Genomic DNA, 16,899 nt, shown 5'->3' on the forward strand with positions numbered 1-16,899 from the left:
TTTTTTTATTTTTTTCAACTTCATTATATTGCATAAATTTTATTAAAATATAAACACTCGACATATAGTTTATAGATACTCAAATAAGCTTTGGTTTTCAAAAAATTAGGATGCACTAAATTGATATGCATCCTTAATTACCTTAAAGTAAATTATATTTAATTGATCTCAAGTCTTTTATATCATTATATTAAGAGTTAAAAAACACTCTTTTATTCTCTACCCTCTTAGTGATTTTGTTTCTATCAAAGTTTTCTAGGATTATCATGCAATTTTTCCTACTCGAATCCACAAGATCCCTATAATCGCCTAATGTTATCTCTCCATTTTTATTTATATAATCGATAAGTATATCTTTTGCTTTTTCATATATTTCCTTATCCATTACATATATATCATCTAGCTTCTCTACATCTTCACCTATCATAGATTCGAGAACTTCATTGTAATTATGATTTTCACAAACCTCTTCGATTGTAAGAATTGAAGACATACCACAAGCTTTTAGTTTCTTCTTTATACTTGTAGCTATAGATTTTTGGGCATCATTTAGTTTCACTTCAAAATAGTGTAGAGAAACTATATTCCCTGTAACCTTGATAACCTTCTCTTTGCTAAGTTTTTCTAGTAGTAAATCCATATCTCTAGTTTTAAATTTACTAGCTACTTTTGACCTTAGTTCTTCTTTTAGCATACCTTTTCTAAGCCTATACTTTTTATGATAATCTCCTAGTAAAATTACAGTCTTATCTTTTAGCATACTATACTGATTTATATGGAAATACATGTTGTTCATATTTATGATTTTTTCTTTCCCTATTAACGTTTCTAATGCTTTAACTATATCAGCTTCATGGGCTCCACTGTAGCTCATAATCACTTTGATTGTCGGATACTCATTATTTGATTTTATAAACTCTTCTATTATATCTTTTAACTCGCCTTTTTCTTTTACTTTTAAAGCCTCAATTACTTTATCATCAAATCTTTTATGTTTTCTAGGAGATGGATCTATTATAACGCCTCCACCAATAGTTTCCATTGGGGAGTAAAGTCTTATTACAAATTTATCTCCCTTTTTACAAACAATACTTTCTTCTAGTCTAAGCTGAACAAATGCACTTTCCCCAGGTTCAATCTTCTCATTATTTAGAGGAACAGCTCTACACAGAATTTCTCTAGTGCCATGATATAGTCTAAGCCTATCCCAGTGTTTTATCGATTTATCACTATGTTTTACAGCTGATAGTTTTACATCTAACATCATTGATTCCTCAAGAGAGTTAGGAGATGCCAAAACATTTCCTCGCTCAACATCATCAACCTTAACATTAGAAATATTTATAGCCGTTCTTTGACCTGCATAGGCAGTTTCTACATCTTGTCCGTGTACTTGTATGCTTCTTATCTTTGTCTTTAGATTCTTAGGATATACAATCAGGTCATCATCTATATTGATTTTTCCCTCAAATAAAGTCCCTGTTATTACAGTTCCGAATCCTTTTACTGAGAAAACTCTATCTATATTTAGTCTAGCAGGAGAATTTACATTTTTATCTTCTATATCATCGCTTAATACATCTATTTTTTGTATAAGTTTATCAATTCCTCTTTTCGATATAGAATCTACTTCTATAATCTCTGCATCTGCTAAAAATGTATCACTTATTTTTTCAGAAACATCTTCTTTTACTAAGCTTACAAACTCAGGATCAACTGCATCACATTTTGTAAGAACAACGATACCTTTTTTTACATTAAGGTAAGATAGTATATCTAAATGCTCAACAGTCTGTGGCATTACGCCTTCTTCTGCTGAAACTACTAAAAGTACCATATCAAGTCCTGAAGCTCCAGCAAGCATATTTTTAATAAACTTTTCATGACCAGGGACATCGACTATACCCACTCTTTTATTGCTAGGTAAATCGAAATAAGTAAATCCAAGGTTTATAGATATTCCCCTCTTCTTTTCTTCATCGAGAGTATCTGTCTCTCTACCTGTTAGAGCTTTTATAAGAGTGGTCTTACCGTGGTCAATGTGTCCTGCTGTTCCTATAATGACATTCTTCATTTTTTCCTCCTATTTAAAAGCCTTTTCTATTTCTTTTGCTAATACTCCAAATTCATCATCAAATATTGTCCTTACATCTAAAACGTATTTGTCGTCGTAAACTCTTGCAATTATATGTGAATCGCTAAGTCTAAGTCTTTTTTCTAGTTCAGATATACTTATAATCTTTGGACTTATTGTTATTACTCTACTCTTCATAGTTTCAAGCGGCATAGATCCCCCACCTACTTGTGAAAGACCATCTTCCATAGATACATCTGCATCAATATTTGAGCTTTTAATTTTAGTGTATAAGATCTCTGCTCTCTCAGCTAGCTCCTCATATGAATAAAGCAACATTTTAAGTGTAGGAACATTTTCTATTGCTTTTTTCTCATCTAAATACATTCTAAGAGTAGCCTCTAGTGAACATATAGTTAATTTATCAACCCTTAAAGCTCTCGTCAGCTGATTTTTTTTCATTTTTTCTATATACTCTTTTTTCCCAACTATTATACCTGCTTGCGGGCCGCCTAACATTTTATCACCACTAAACGTTACTATGTCCGCACCATTTTTTAGTGAATCCATAACAGTTGGCTCATATGTCATTCCAAATTTTGATAAATCTATAAATACGCCACTTCCCAAGTCTTCTATTACTGGAAGTCTGTATTTTTTACCTAAGTCTGATAGTTCATCCACACCTACGCTTTCAGTAAATCCAAGCACCCTGTAGTTACTTGTGTGAACCTTCATAAGAACTTTTGTATTTTCAGTTATAGCATCTTCGTAATCATTTAAATGAGTCTTATTAGTAGAACCTATCTCGACTAAATCCGCCCCACTTAAAGCCATAATACTTGGTATTCTAAAAGATCCTCCTACCTCAACAAGCTCTCCTCTAGATACTATAGCTTCTCCACCTTTTGCCATTGTACTTAAAACTAGTAAAACTGCAGCTGCATTGTTGTTGACAACTAGTACATCTTCAGCCCCAGTAAGTCTCTTAATTGTATCTGTAAGGTGAACATATCTAGAGCCCCTCTCCCCTTTGCCTAAATTGTACTCAAGATTGGAATATCTAGATGCCGCTGTCCATAATTCATCCTTTATTTCCTCGCTGAGCAAAGATCTTCCTAAATTAGTATGAAGAACTGTGCCTGTGGCATTTATAACTTTTTTAAGAGATAAAGAGTATTTATTTTTTGCATTAACTAGTGAATTCTCAATTATTTCATCTAAATTTACCTTGTAAGATTCAACCTCTTCATCTTTTAGCTTTAATATCTTTTGTCTGTTGTACTCAATACTTTCTCTAATAGACTCTAATATCAATGTCCTTGGGTAAGATTCTAAAAAATCTTCGAATCTCTTATCACTTATTACTTCATCAACCGATGGCAACATTGCAAATAGATTTCTCTTGTCCAAAATAATCCCACTCCCTGTACTTATTTATATTATTTTAATGTATTTATCTTCATCTTTTTTCTCTACTACTTGTCCTATAATCTTTGCTTCTAAAGAACCATTTTTCTTCATGTCTTCAGCTAGAGCTTCTGCTAAATCTGCTTTTACAGAAATCAGTAAACCTCCTGCAGTTTGTGGATCGTAGAATACATCCTTAACAGCTTCTTTTACATCCCCTGCTAACTCTACATCTTTAGATGCGTAGTACATATTTTTGTACATTCCCTCTGGAATAATTCCCATCTCAGCCATATCAACTGCGCCATCTAATATGGGTACTTCTTTTGCATCTATTTCTACAGTCACTTCAGATGCTTTTGCCATCTCAAGTGTGTGGCCTATAAGCCAAATCCCGTAATATCAGTAACAGAATTTACTTCAAAGTTCTCAAAACTCATTGCTGCATACTTATTAAGATGAATCATAACTTTGATAACTTCATCAAATATCTCTTGAGACACCATTCCCTCTTTCATAGCAGTATTTAAAATTCCTACTCCTACTGGCTTTGTCAAAATCAATTTGTCTCCTGGTTTTGCACCCGAGTTTGCAAGCACCTTGTCTGGATGTACTGTACCCGATACAGAAAGCCCGTACTTCGGCTCTTTATCGTCTACTGTATGCCCCCCAACTAAAAGTGCTCCACTCTCTTTAACCTTGTCAAAACCGCCTTTAAGAATCTCAGCTAGTACATCCATGTCATGACATGCTGGAAAGCATACTATATTCATAGCCACCAAAGGTTTTCCTCCCATAGCATAAACATCTGAAAGTGAATTCGATGCAGCTATCTGTCCAAATATATACGGATCATCCACCATCGGTGTAAAAAAGTCTAAAGTCTGTATTAAAGCTGTTTCATCGTTTAATTTATATACGGCAGCATCGTCTGCTGTTTCTAATCCTACTATTAAATTTTCTGTATTTTCATTCTTTGGAAGCTGAGATAACACTGATGCCAGAACTTCTGGACCAATTTTAGCGGCTCAACCTCCTGCTTTTGTCATATCTGTAAGTTTTTTAAATTCTTTTCCCATGATTCTACCTCCTGTTACATACTTCTACATATTAATAATAACATACTACAATTCTATTAAAAATACTTATTATTATGTTGTTTAAATTAATTGGGTATTTAATTAACACTTATCATCTCTTTTATATTGTCATACTTTTTATCTCCTATTCCATTAACATTTTTTATATCTTCTATTGAATTAAATTTTCCATTTTCTTCTCTGTACTGAATTGTTTTATTCGCTGTAGCCTCACCTATTCCCGGAAGTGTATCTAGGTCTTTTAATTCCGCTGTATTTATATTAACTTTTCCAGAGCTATTTGATTCACTTTCGCCATTATTTGTACCAGCTCCAATGCTATTTTCCCCTTTGTTGTCTGCTGAAGCAATTTCATCATCCTCCACATCAATTACTTCCCCTATTCTCGGGACTATATAATGTTTTTCATCTTCTAACTTAGATGCCATATTCACTCTGTTTAAATCAGCTTTCTCCGTAGTCCCTCCAAGCATTTGCACTGCATCAAACAACCTTTTATTAGAATTTATTGTCACAATACCCGGCTTTTGAACTGCTCCACTTATGTACACTGTAATCTTGCCATCCTTTTCTTTTTTATCTGCTTCCTCATTTAGCTTATTAAGGTTATTATCTGCTTCCTCAGTCTTATTTACTTTATTGGAATCGTTTTTCTTGCTTACATCTTCATTTTTACTTACTACATAAACATCATTTCCAAATCCAGTACCTAGTTTTATTAGTATAATAAGACAAAATACTAAAATTAACAAAGAGATTATCAAAATTCTTTTCTTTTTTTTCACATATACCACTCCCTTATTTCAATTATTACCATATTTATGCTATACTAAAATATGAATTTATAATTTGGAGGTTAAAAATGAAAAGGATATTTTCACTTTTATTAGTCGGTTTTCTAACAATAGCACCTATCACAGGAATGACTAATATATCTTACGCAATTAATAATGACGGAAATAGCACTACTCAGACAACTAATAACATTAATACGATTAAAGGGACTCTTAATGAAAACAACACTTCGAAACAAGTAAACAGCAATCCAAATTCGCTACCATTACAAGCGAAGTACGCAGTTCTTCTAGACTACGAAACTGGTAAAACTTTATATAGCAAAAATGGGAATAAAAAGCTTTATCCAGCTTCTACAACTAAAATGTGGACAGCCTACATGGTCTTAAAAAATGTTGACGATCTAAACGATGTAATAAAGATTGAAGACTTACCAACCATTGACGGTTCAAGTATGTACCTAAAAGAAGGAGAATCTTTTACAGTAAAACAACTTTTAGATGCTTTACTTGTTCATTCTTCAAACGATGCAGCATTTGTACTTGCAAGATATACAGGTAAAGGAGATGTAAATAAATTTGTAGATATGATGAATACAGAAGCCAGATCAATTGGTGCCAAAAATTCTCATTTTACAAATCCACACGGACTTCCTGATCCAAACCACTACACTACAGCCCACGATATGGCTGTAATGGCTAGAAAAGCAATGAGCAACACTGTATTTAGAGAAATAGTGAAAACTACATACATTAAGTTTGATGCTACAGAAGCGTATCCTTATGAAAGACATTTTTCAAATACTAATCAACTTTTAACTTCTAATAATAAAATGCTCTATAAAGGTAAAGAAGTAAATATAAAATACGATATCGTGGATGGTATAAAGACAGGTTTTACAGACGCTGCTGGTAAATGCTTACTGTCTAGTGCTGTAAAAGATGACAGAAGAGTTATATCTGCGGTATTTAACTCTACTAATGATGGACTTTACTTAGATTCAAGAGAACTTTTAGACTATGGATTTGATAATTTCTATTCAGCTACTGTGCTAGACAAAGATGATTATGTAAAAACTAAAAAAGTAATGTTTACTAAACAAAAAGAATTAATTTATAAACCTAAGTTCAGCTACAAGCTTACACTGAGAAACGACGAGCAGAAGAAAGACTATACAATTAAGTCTAATTTAGACAAAATAGATCTTCCAATTAAAAAAGGCGATAAAGTAGGAACATTAGATGTATACAACGGTAGCGAAAAGGACAAGACAATCGATCTTATCGCACAAAACGATTTAAATAGTTCTTTTGCATTTATAACAGAGAATACACTTGCATTAAACATATGTAAAGGTATTTTAGGACTTGCAGTAATCATTATAGTAGTAAAAATCGGATTTAAAATTAAGAAAAAGAAAAAATAATTAAAATACAAATTAAAAAAACCTACAGACAATTAGGAGCTACTTCTCCATAAGTTCTGTAGGTTTTTTCTATGTAATTACTTTTCCGTCCGATTAATCAACATCAATATTGTAAATACAGTTATCACAATTTCCTAGACATTCATTCACTTTATTTAAACACTCAGTAAATGCAACTTTGCTGCTATTTTTATGTCTAACAATTGGTATATCTTGTTTTTTAGCTTTACTCTCTACTATTCTGCACATCTTATGTGAGACTGTTGAGGTCAATATAACTACTGCATCTGGATTTCCGATAGACTTGCTTAATTTAGATGATGCAGTTGTATAAACTTTAGTTTTAAAGCCATTTTTTTTGCCCAACTGCATGTAGTCCCTCTCCATTCTTTCATGTCCACCGATTACTAATAAGTTCATATTATCTCCTCCATTTATTATCATTACTACTCAATATTGATATTCATTATCATTAGATAATATGATATACCTATTTGGGTTATTTGTCAACTGCATATATTATTTTTACATAAATTTAAAGAACCAACTACAATTGTTGCGTTACAGCATTAATTGTAGTTGGTCCTAATTTAATTTTTTATTTGTAGATCTCAAAATATATAAAAACTAAATTACTTCTTATTATATCAATATCACTTTTAAATTAATTAGAGTATTCTTATCGTAGATTTTTCTTTATACCTTTATTTAAAATACTTTCGTAATCGATAAAGTCGTATATATCCTCTTTAAAAGCATCAGAGAATTTTCTAAGCTCTTCTAAAGTTAGTTCTTCTATGGACTTATTGTTATCTTCACAGTAGATTACTATATTTCCTACAATTCCATGAGCATCTCTAAATGCAACATTGTTTTTTACTAAGTAATCTGCAACTTCTGTAGCATTTAAGAAACCTTTTTTAACAGCTTGTTTCATATTCTCTACATTTACTCTTAATGTAGCGATCATTCTCTCCATTATTTGAAGGCACATCTCAAGTGTATGAACACTATCAAAGAATCCTTCCTTATCTTCTTGCATATCTTTATTGTAAGTTAGAGGAAGACCCTTCATTACAGTTAAAAGGCTAAATAGATTTCCATATACTCTTCCCGATTTTCCTCTAATTAGCTCTGCTCCATCTGGATTTTTCTTTTGCGGCATAATACTGCTACCTGTAGAATATAAGTCGTCAAGCTCTACAAATTTAAATTCCTGAGAACTCCAAAGAATAAGCTCTTCACTAAGTCTACTTAAGTGCATCATTATTATTGAAAAGTCGCTCATAAGCTCAAGTAAGTAATCTCTATCACTTACTCCGTCCATAAAATTATTTACAGGCTTTTTAAATCCTAACTTTCCACAAGTTATATTTCTGTCGATTTCGTGTGTTGTACCTGCTAGAGCTCCACACCCTAGAGGAGATTCGTCAAGTATCTCTAGAGCGTTTTTAAGTCTCTTTTCATCTCTATCAAGCATACTATAATACGCAAGTAGATGGTGTTTAAAGGTTACAACTTGGGCTCTTTGAAGATGAGTATATCCTGGCATAATTACAGAATTATTTTCAGCAACCACTTTAAGAGTTTCTTTTAAGTTTGCAACTAGTTCTATAAGACCAATCGATTTTTCTTTTGCAAATAATCTCATATCAACTGCAACTTGATCATTTCGGCTTCTTCCTGTATGCAGTTTCTTTCCAACTTCACCAATTCTTTCAATTAAGTTTATTTCTATAAAACTATGTATATCTTCATAATTCCCTTCTAAGAGAAGTTTTCCATCTTCAATATCATTTAATATACTACATAATCCATTAGTTATCGCTTTAGCCTCTTCTTCTGTAAGCAAGCCACATTGCTGCTGCATATATACATGAGCTAAACTGCCCTCTATATCTTTTTGATAAAGTACGCAGTCGTAGCCAAATGATTTATTAAACTCCTCCATCAGCTTGTTTTCTTCTTTTCTAAAACGTCCACCCCATAATTTCACTCTATTCACCTCATATTAAAAATTATTTTATATTTGTAGCTAAGTCACCAACTTCATCAGTATACATAAACTTAAAAATCGCGTTCGCGAATCCACTCTCTTCGTTAGTATCAGTAACGTAATCAGCACTCTCTTTTATATCGTCATTTGAGTTGCCCATTGCAACTCCAAGCCCTGCGTACTCCAACATCTCTATATCATTGTAGTTATCGCCAAAAGCCATTATTTCACTTCTATCTATGTTTAAATGCTCGCATAACATTTTTATAGCTTGTCCTTTATCTACACCTTCACTCATTATCTCTATATTATTTTCCCAAGAAGATGTTATCTTTAGACCTTCTATTTTCTCTAATTCTTCCTTTATAACTGGCAAAATAGATGTATTGTTTTCTTCAATAATAGTAAATTTCAATATATCGTTGTTTAGTATAGAATCTTTTAAATCGTCTTCTATTACGACTTTGGTTTGAGTTTTCATAAACTCATTTATTTTATAGTATTTACTGTCTTTATTATCTGATTCTTTACAGAATAACAGATCTTCATGTTGACACTGGTAGTATACATTATATTTCTCCAATACCTCTACTGCCTTTAGACATAATTCTGTGTCTATCTTATTTGAATATATAAGTGTACCATTTGATGATTTTATCAACGAACCATTACATGCAATAATAGGTATATCCATATTTAGATACTCTATATGTTGCTTAGCAGAATCGTACATCCTACCTGATGCCAAAGCTACACTAACTCCGTTTTCTATAGCAAAATCAATTGCCTCTCTATTTTTTGGGGTCATTTCTTGCTCTCTATTTAATAAAGTTCCATCCATATCAGTCACAATTAGTTTATATTGCATATTTTAAATTCACAACCTTTGCCTATATTGTATAAATGTTTATAATGTTTTACCCTATTTAAATTATAACATAATTTTTGCAATATCAATTGTAATAACTTTTATTATATAAACTCTGCAAAAATATTTACTTTTATCATTAGCCTATTGACAATTTTATGTATTATACTTATTATATGAATATATATTAAAAATATTCGTATGATATATTCATAAGATAGGATAGGAGTAAATTATGGCCAGAGGTGTAAAAGTATTTACAACTGAAGATAAAAATAAAATTAGAAGAAATTTAATAGATATTTGCAAAGAACTTTGGGTGTCACAAGGATATAAGGAAACGAGTATAAAAGAGTTGGCTTCTCGTGCTGGTATTTCTACAGGTGCATTTTACAGCCTGTACACTTCAAAAGAAGACCTCTTTTTCGAAACACTTAGCGAAGTACAGACTACAGCAAATAAAAATTTCATTGATGCAATATCACTAAACTCCACCAAACAAGGTTTCTTGATTGCAGTCAATGAACTCTACTTTGAATACGAAAGTAAGCCATTTTTATACAATACAAAGACTCCTGACTTCCTAGCCCTGTATAAGAAATTTTCAGAAGAAAAAATTAAGACACTTGAATCGTACAATGCTGATCTTTTCTGTAAATCTATACAAAAAGCGAATTTAAAACTTAAAGTCGATGAAGATATAGCTTTTTCTGTATTTTCACTTTTATTTTCTACTATAGCATCTAAAGGCGACTTATCGAGTTCTTGTGATTACAATGGAGCATTTCAATTTATACTTAATAAAGTGGTAGATGATATTTTTGAGTAAAGTGAAAAATTGGCGCCATAGTTTGTATATCATTCTATGTTTCGAGTACATATGGCGCTAGTGAATATTTTTGCAAGTATGCTATGTCTAATTAGAATATAAAGGAGATAAGAAAATGTTTAAAAATATAATTAAGGTTCTTGATACTACAAATAAAAAAATAAATGATTTTGGCATACAAATAACATTACCAAAACCATCTAAACGATCTTTTAAGGTCACTGCTGTTACAAATGGAACTATTGGTTCTGGACTTATTATTTTCGGAGTTTTATCTTCAAGCAAATGGGCAATTGTTCTAGGTGCACTTGGAGTTTTATGGGCTATCTGCATTGTTACATTTGACTAATAATAATTTAATTAATACAATTTATCACTAAAATCGGGGGCTAAAAATGACACTATCTTTTTCAAATTTAATAAACTTTATTTTAAGAGTTTCTCCTATATCTAGTGCGATCAATATCGTTTTTGCTATATGCATGTTAATTTTGGGGATATATTTAAATAAAAATAATCAACATTCGAGTAAAGAGAAAAAAATTGGCGCTATAGTATGTATATCATTCTCTGTTTTGAGTACATTGAGTGCTATAATTAATGTTTTTTTCATATTTACTCTATCTAATTAAGCTAAAGGGGGTGAGAAAATGCTAGGATATATAGTTAAGGTTCTTGACACTACAACTGAAAAAACTAATGATTTAGTGGGTATACAAATAGCAATACCAAAACCATCTAAACTAGCTTTTAAGATTAGTGCTGTTACAAATGGAACTGTTGGTACCGGACTTATCGCTTTTGGAGTTTTATCTTCAAAAAATGGGCGATTGTTTTGGGTGGACTTGGAATTTTAGGAGCCATCTATACTTCTACAATTGATTAATTTCAATAATTTATTTTTAAATAAAACCTACAGAGTGTACATTATTACAATTTGTGCAATCTATAGGTTTATTTTTATCTATTTTTTTATTCTTTGTTATTATTGTTATCATTTGAATTCTATTAAATATAATTTATCGAATTCTTGCTATTTATATGGTACAATTCTATTTATATATTTATAATTATTTACTTAAGTAAATTTCAATTTTTTATACTAGAAATGGAGGTTGATACTTTGTTAGAATCATTTTCTAATTTAATAAACTTTATTATAAAAGCTTCTCCCATACTTATAACTGCACATATTGTCTTTGCTATAGCTATGATTCTTATAGGTTTTTATTTAGCAACCACAAATAAAAGTTCAAGTAAAGGTAAACATATTGGCTCTATAGTATGTTTTGTACTAGGCTCTTTAGGAGCTACCTTTGCAGTAATTAATGCTATTTTTATATATATGATGTCAAGTTTAAATTAAAATTTAATATACATAGAAAATTAAAAACCTACAGCCTGAAAGATAATATCTTTACTGTCTGTAGGTTTATTTTATATACTTCTTAAAATTAAATTTCTGAGTCTATAGATTCAACAGAAATTCTTCTTTTATTGAAGATAATTTTCTTTAACTCCATAACTACTGATGCTGATAATGCCAATCCAAAACATATAGAAAGTTCTCTAAATCCAAATCCCATTGGTATCGAGAATATTCCTCTAAGTCCGGGAACTAATGTTACACCATAAAGTACAAAGCATATAACCATTGCACCTAATACATACTTATTTGAGAAAAATCCTATTCCAAATGATGTCTGTTCATTTGAGCGAGCTGGTAACGTCTGAATTATTCTAGAAAGTATTAGTGTTGAAAACGCCATAGCTACTCCCATTTCAGGAGAAACTATCATGCCTATTTTCTGAGCTATTATTGTTGCAATACCTATTACTATACCTCTAAATAATACTATTTGAAGTGTTCCCCCAGCAAGTATACCTTCGTCTGGATCTCTTGGCTTTTTCTTCATTACATTTTTTTCTGCTTTTTCAAAACCAAGTGCAATAGCTGGAAGCGAATCATTTACCAAGTTTATAAAAAGTAACTGTAGTGCTGTAAATGGATTTGACCATCCTGCAAATACTGCAAATAGTATTGCTATTATTGCACCTAGGTTGCCTGCAAATAAATAAGTTATTGATTTCTTGATATTGCTGTAAACAGTTCTACCAACTTCAACTGCCTTCACAATACTCGCAAAGTTATCATCTACTAATATCATCGCTGAAGCATCCTTAGCAACATCAGTACCACTTCCCATACCAATACCTATATCCGCTTGTTTTAGTGCAGGTGAGTCATTTACACCATCTCCGGTCATAGCTGTAATTTTGTTTTTCTTTTGCCATGCTTTAACTATTCTTATCTTATTTTCTGGTGATACTCTAGCATATACGCTTATTCTATCTAAGTCAGTGTCTAACTCTGAATCTGTAAGTTCATCTAGCTCCTTACCAGTAAGTGCAATATCTCCCTCTTTAATTATCCCTATTTCTTTAGCTATTGCCCTAGCTGTTGTTTTATGATCTCCAGTTATCATTACGGTCTTTATACCTGCGCTTTTTGCATTTCTAATGGCATCTATCACTTCTTCCCTAGGTGGATCTATCATCGCTAAAAGTCCAACTAATGTCATTTCATTTTCGTCGCTAATTCTAGGCTCAAATCCTGAGTCTGGAACATCTTTTATAGCAAATGCCAGTACTCTAAGTGCTCTATTTGAGAAATCTTCATTTTTCTTTTTATACTCTGAAAGTATATCTTCTGTAAGCTCTACTGTCTCTCCATTATTTAATACATATTTACATCTATTGAAAACTATATCTGGTGCGCCTTTTGTAAGAAGTATTGCATCTCCATAAATACTGTTTACAGTAGACATCAACTTTCTGTCAGAATCAAATGGAATCTCATCAAGTCTAGTGTATTTATTTCTAAGTTTATCGTAATCTAAGTCATTTTTATTTGAGTAATTAATTAAAGCTACTTCGGTTGGATCACCTATCTCTTTTCCAGTATTAGTTATCTGTGAATCGTTGCAAAGTGCAGATACAAGAGCTAATAACTTTGCATGATAAGAATTTTTTATATTTTTGTTATTTACTTCAAAATCCTCTGCTCCATAAAGATATCCATCAACTACTGTCATTTTATTTTGAGTAAGTGTACCAGTTTTGTCAGTACATATCACACTTGTCGATCCTAAAGTTTCAACAGCTGGTAACTTTCTAATTATAGCGTGGTTTTTAGCCATGTTATTAGTCCCTACTGCAAGGACTATTGTAACTATGGAAGATAATGCCTCTGGTATAGCTGCAACTGCAAGAGCTATAGCAAACATAAATGAATCTACGACTATACCAAACATCTCGCCTTCTCCGCCAGTCATGTACCCTCTTGCTACTTGTATCCCAAATATAAGTAATGCAAGTATAACTATTCCAATACCTAGTTTTTTACTGAATTCATCTATTTTCTTCTGTAGAGGTGTAGCTTTCTTTTCTGCACTCTCTATCATAGATGCTATCTTACCCATTTCTGTCTCCATAGCAGTCTTAGTAACTACAAAACTTCCTCTTCCATATACAACCATGGATCCACTGAAAACCATATTAATCTGATCTCCTAGAGCTACATCTTCGTCAATCTTATTTGTATTTTTTAGAACAGCTTCTGATTCTCCAGTAAGCATTCCCTCTTCAACTTTTAAAGATTGTGAGTTTATAATTCTACCATCAGCAGGTATATAGTCTCCTGCCTCTAAAAATACAATATCTCCAACTACTAATTCCCTCGCTGGCAGTGTATTTTTTTCTCCATCTCTTATAACTTTTGCATTTGGTGCAGAAAGTACTTTTAAACTATCTAGTGAGCTCTCTGCCTTCTTAGTCTGAACTACTCCAAGTATTGAATTTAGAACTATAACTGCAAATATAATAAGTGATTCTATTCGTTCGCCAAGAACCATTTGTACTACACCTGCAATTATTAAAATTACTACTAACGGATCTTTAAAGCTCTCTAAGAATAATTTGTATGTAGGAACTTTATCAGTTTCCTTTAGTTCATTTGATCCGTTTTTCTCTAATCGCTCTGATGCCTCTTTTTTACTTAGTCCGTCCAAACTAGAGCCTAAAGATTTGATTACTTCTTCATAATCGTTTTTGTAAGACATGCAACATTCCTCCTAGTTTAATAAAGTTATTTTATGTCTCTATAGTAATATATATACTATAATGACCTAATTAATAAATAAAAAACCTTGATAACAAAAAAACCTTCGAAACAAATACAACTGCATCTGTTTCGAAGGTCTTGCTATCAAGGTTAACTTGTTGATTGACCGAGTATCTCTACTGTCTTGACGACCAATCATCACTTTCGTGTCAGCTACTCCCCTTCGAGGTAGTTATTTATTAATTTATACTAGTATTATATACTAAATCAATTAAATTGTCTACAAAAACCTTTTCTGTAGTTTACTATAAAATAAATTGCCACCATTTCTCTAATGGTGGCAATTTAGTAGCATATAATGTTATCGCATATTTTACTCTGCTCTATACATTAAATGAATTTTAATAATCTTATAACATAGCTATTGCTTCTATTTCTACTAATACATCTTTTGGTAATCTAGCAACTTCAACACAAGCTCTAGCTGGTTTGTTGTCACCAAAGTACTCAGCATAAACTGAGTTTATGTCACCAAATTGGTCCATATCTTTTATAAATACTGTAGTTTTTACTACATTTGAGAAATCTGCTCCAGATTCTTTAAGAACAGCTTTAAGATTTTCTAATGATTGAGCAGTTTGAGCTTTAACGTCTCCTTCTACAAGTTCCATAGTAGCTGGTACTAGTGGTATTTGTCCTGATACAAATAACATGTTTCCAGATTTTATAGCTTGAGAATATGGTCCTAATGCTGCAGGAGCATTGTCTGTATGTATTACATCGAATTTCATAATAAATTCCTCCTAATTTTTTAATAAATCAAATTTTGTATATCAAAATCATCAATATACTTTATTATTATAACCTTTTTTCACTTTATGGAAAAGTTTTTGTCATAAATTTATCTATTTACTGTAAAATCTTTTCTTAAGTCCATAGGTTGAATCATTAAATTATTGTAAAACCGTTGTCTCTTATAACTTCAGTTAATTTGTTTATGTGATCAAAACCATATGTTTCTAATGTAAACTCAGCGCTTTGTTTTCCTAGAGACTCCCCTGCTGATATTTTACCTTGGTTTGCTGTTAATACGTTTCCGCCATTTTCACTTATTAGAGTTGCAAGTCTAGCAAAGTTGCCTGGTTTGTCGTCCATCACTACAGTGAAAGAGAATCTTCTTCCTTCTGAAGCTAAAGCTACACCAATAATTCTGTAAAGAACGTTAACATCTACATTTCCTCCAGATATTATACATACAACATTTTCATCTTTCTCAGGAACGTATTTTCCACTTAGTAAAGCTGCTGTACAAACCGCACCCGCTCCTTCAGAAACTAATTTTTGACTTTCCATCATAAATAGTATAGAATCTGCTATTTCTTCTTCAGTAACTACTACTACTTCATCAACTAGCTCATGAATTATTTCGAAAGTTAAATCTCCAGGAGTTTTAACTGCAATACCATCAGCTATTGTAGTATCTTTAAATGCTGAAGTTATTTTTCCATTTTCCATTGATTCTTTCATTGATGGTATATTTTCTGTTTGAACACCTATTATTTTTACATTTGGGTTTAGAGCTTTTGCTGCAACCGCTATCCCAGATATTATACCACCGCCACCGATTGGGCAAAGTATAGTATCTACATTACTGTCTAATTGCTCAAATATTTCTAGACCTATAGTTCCTTGTCCAGCTATAACATATTTGTCATCGAATGGATGTAGGAATGTAGCTCCTGTTTCTTTTTGAACTTCAACAGCTTTAGCAAAAGCATCATCGTATACAGTACCATTAAGTATTACTTCTGCTCCATAACCCTTAGTAGCACTTACTTTAGCTATTGGTGCTGTAGCAGGCATAACTATTGTAGCCTTTATACCAGTCATTTTTGCACCATAAGCAACCCCTTGTGCATGGTTCCCAGCACTAGAAGCTATTACGCCACATGCTTTTTCTTCTTCTGTTAAGTTTGCAATCTTGTTACATGCTCCTCTTAGTTTGAAAGAACCTGTTTTTTGTAGATTCTCACATTTGTAAAAAACTCTAGAACCAGTTTTTTCACTAAGTTTAACGCTTTCCAACAAGTCAGTTTTTTTAACTATATCTTTGATGGTCTCTCTTGCACTCTTAACATCTTCTAATGTTACTTTATTCATTTTTACTCACTCCTGTAGAACATATTTTATATCTTACACTTAGATTCTATATTTTTTTGTCAAAAAAATCAACATCTTGAATTTTTTTAATTAGTATTATAGATTATTTGTATTCTTT

Annotated in this window: 14 protein-coding genes and 1 pseudogene; 5 read left to right on the plus strand and 10 right to left on the minus strand. The window is 31.8% G+C overall.

What is annotated here, in order from left to right; genetic code table 11:
• Window positions 1-190: 190 nt before the first annotated feature.
• The 4 genes and pseudogenes from selB to T473_RS0102480 all read right to left on the minus strand — a co-directional run bounded on the left by selB (window position 191) and on the right by T473_RS0102480 (window position 5,369).
• A complete protein-coding gene (gene selB / locus T473_RS0102465; RefSeq protein WP_024620477.1) occupies window positions 191-2,074 on the minus strand; it encodes a selenocysteine-specific translation elongation factor in 1,884 nt (627 codons plus the stop codon).
• A gap of 9 nt (window positions 2,075-2,083) precedes the next feature.
• Window positions 2,084-3,463, minus strand: coding sequence for an L-seryl-tRNA(Sec) selenium transferase (gene selA, locus T473_RS0102470; protein ID WP_029791457.1), 1,380 nt, complete (start codon window positions 3,461-3,463; stop codon window positions 2,084-2,086).
• A gap of 48 nt (window positions 3,464-3,511) precedes the next feature.
• Window positions 3,512-4,563 (minus strand): annotated as a pseudogene (gene selD, locus T473_RS16010) (selenide, water dikinase SelD).
• 98 nt (window positions 4,564-4,661) lie between these two features.
• On the minus strand, window positions 4,662-5,369 hold the full coding sequence (locus T473_RS0102480; protein ID WP_024620479.1) for a helix-hairpin-helix domain-containing protein: 708 nt from the start codon (window positions 5,367-5,369) through the stop codon (window positions 4,662-4,664).
• Between the two features lie 77 nt (window positions 5,370-5,446).
• Here T473_RS0102480 and T473_RS0102485 point away from each other — a divergent pair, with 77 nt between their 5' ends.
• Window positions 5,447-6,805 carry a D-alanyl-D-alanine carboxypeptidase family protein gene (locus T473_RS0102485; RefSeq protein ID WP_038300178.1) on the plus strand — a complete coding sequence of 453 codons (1,359 nt, stop codon included), beginning with the start codon at window positions 5,447-5,449 and terminating at the stop codon, window positions 6,803-6,805.
• Window positions 6,806-6,898: 93 nt separating this feature from the next.
• Here the strand turns inward: T473_RS0102485 and T473_RS0102490 are convergent, their stop codons facing one another.
• The 3 genes from T473_RS0102490 to T473_RS0102500 form a co-directional block, all read right to left on the minus strand.
• Window positions 6,899-7,225, minus strand: coding sequence for a DUF2325 domain-containing protein (locus tag T473_RS0102490; protein ID WP_024620480.1), 327 nt, complete (start codon window positions 7,223-7,225; stop codon window positions 6,899-6,901).
• 259 nt (window positions 7,226-7,484) lie between these two features.
• Window positions 7,485-8,801 (minus strand): argininosuccinate lyase, encoded by a 1,317-nt coding sequence (gene argH, locus T473_RS0102495; RefSeq protein ID WP_024620481.1) that lies wholly within the window; start codon window positions 8,799-8,801, stop codon window positions 7,485-7,487.
• A 22-nt stretch (window positions 8,802-8,823) separates the two neighbouring features.
• Complete coding sequence (locus tag T473_RS0102500; protein WP_024620482.1) at window positions 8,824-9,669, minus strand: HAD family hydrolase; 846 nt, start codon at window positions 9,667-9,669, stop codon at window positions 8,824-8,826.
• A 235-nt stretch (window positions 9,670-9,904) separates the two neighbouring features.
• Here T473_RS0102500 and T473_RS0102505 point away from each other — a divergent pair, with 235 nt between their 5' ends.
• The 4 genes from T473_RS0102505 (at window position 9,905) to T473_RS0102525 (ending at window position 11,864) form a co-directional block, all read left to right on the plus strand.
• Complete coding sequence (locus T473_RS0102505; protein ID WP_024620483.1) at window positions 9,905-10,498, plus strand: TetR/AcrR family transcriptional regulator; 594 nt, start codon at window positions 9,905-9,907, stop codon at window positions 10,496-10,498.
• Between the two features lie 115 nt (window positions 10,499-10,613).
• The gene (locus T473_RS0102510; protein WP_051365846.1) at window positions 10,614-10,847 is read left to right on the plus strand and encodes a hypothetical protein; all 234 of its coding nucleotides are present in this window, start codon (window positions 10,614-10,616) and stop codon (window positions 10,845-10,847) included.
• Between the two features lie 301 nt (window positions 10,848-11,148).
• Window positions 11,149-11,355 carry a hypothetical protein gene (locus T473_RS16015; protein WP_051365847.1) on the plus strand — a complete coding sequence of 69 codons (207 nt, stop codon included), beginning with the start codon at window positions 11,149-11,151 and terminating at the stop codon, window positions 11,353-11,355.
• A 266-nt stretch (window positions 11,356-11,621) separates the two neighbouring features.
• Window positions 11,622-11,864, plus strand: a complete 243-nt coding sequence (locus tag T473_RS0102525) for a hypothetical protein (RefSeq protein ID WP_024620486.1) — start codon at window positions 11,622-11,624, stop codon at window positions 11,862-11,864.
• Window positions 11,865-11,952: 88 nt separating this feature from the next.
• Here the strand turns inward: T473_RS0102525 and T473_RS0102530 are convergent, their stop codons facing one another.
• From T473_RS0102530 to ilvA, 3 genes are all read right to left on the minus strand, one after another.
• Window positions 11,953-14,619, minus strand: a complete 2,667-nt coding sequence (locus T473_RS0102530) for a cation-translocating P-type ATPase (RefSeq protein ID WP_024620487.1) — start codon at window positions 14,617-14,619, stop codon at window positions 11,953-11,955.
• A gap of 412 nt (window positions 14,620-15,031) precedes the next feature.
• Window positions 15,032-15,412: a RidA family protein gene (locus T473_RS0102535; RefSeq protein WP_024620488.1), complete on the minus strand. Its 381-nt coding sequence runs from the start codon at window positions 15,410-15,412 to the stop codon at window positions 15,032-15,034.
• Window positions 15,413-15,569: 157 nt separating this feature from the next.
• Window positions 15,570-16,781 (minus strand): threonine ammonia-lyase, encoded by a 1,212-nt coding sequence (ilvA, locus tag T473_RS0102540; protein WP_024620489.1) that lies wholly within the window; start codon window positions 16,779-16,781, stop codon window positions 15,570-15,572.
• Window positions 16,782-16,899 lie beyond the last annotated feature (118 nt).

Source organism: Clostridioides mangenotii TR, assembly GCF_000498755.1.
In the GTDB taxonomy this organism is placed as follows: domain Bacteria; phylum Bacillota; class Clostridia; order Peptostreptococcales; family Peptostreptococcaceae; genus Metaclostridioides; species Metaclostridioides mangenotii_A.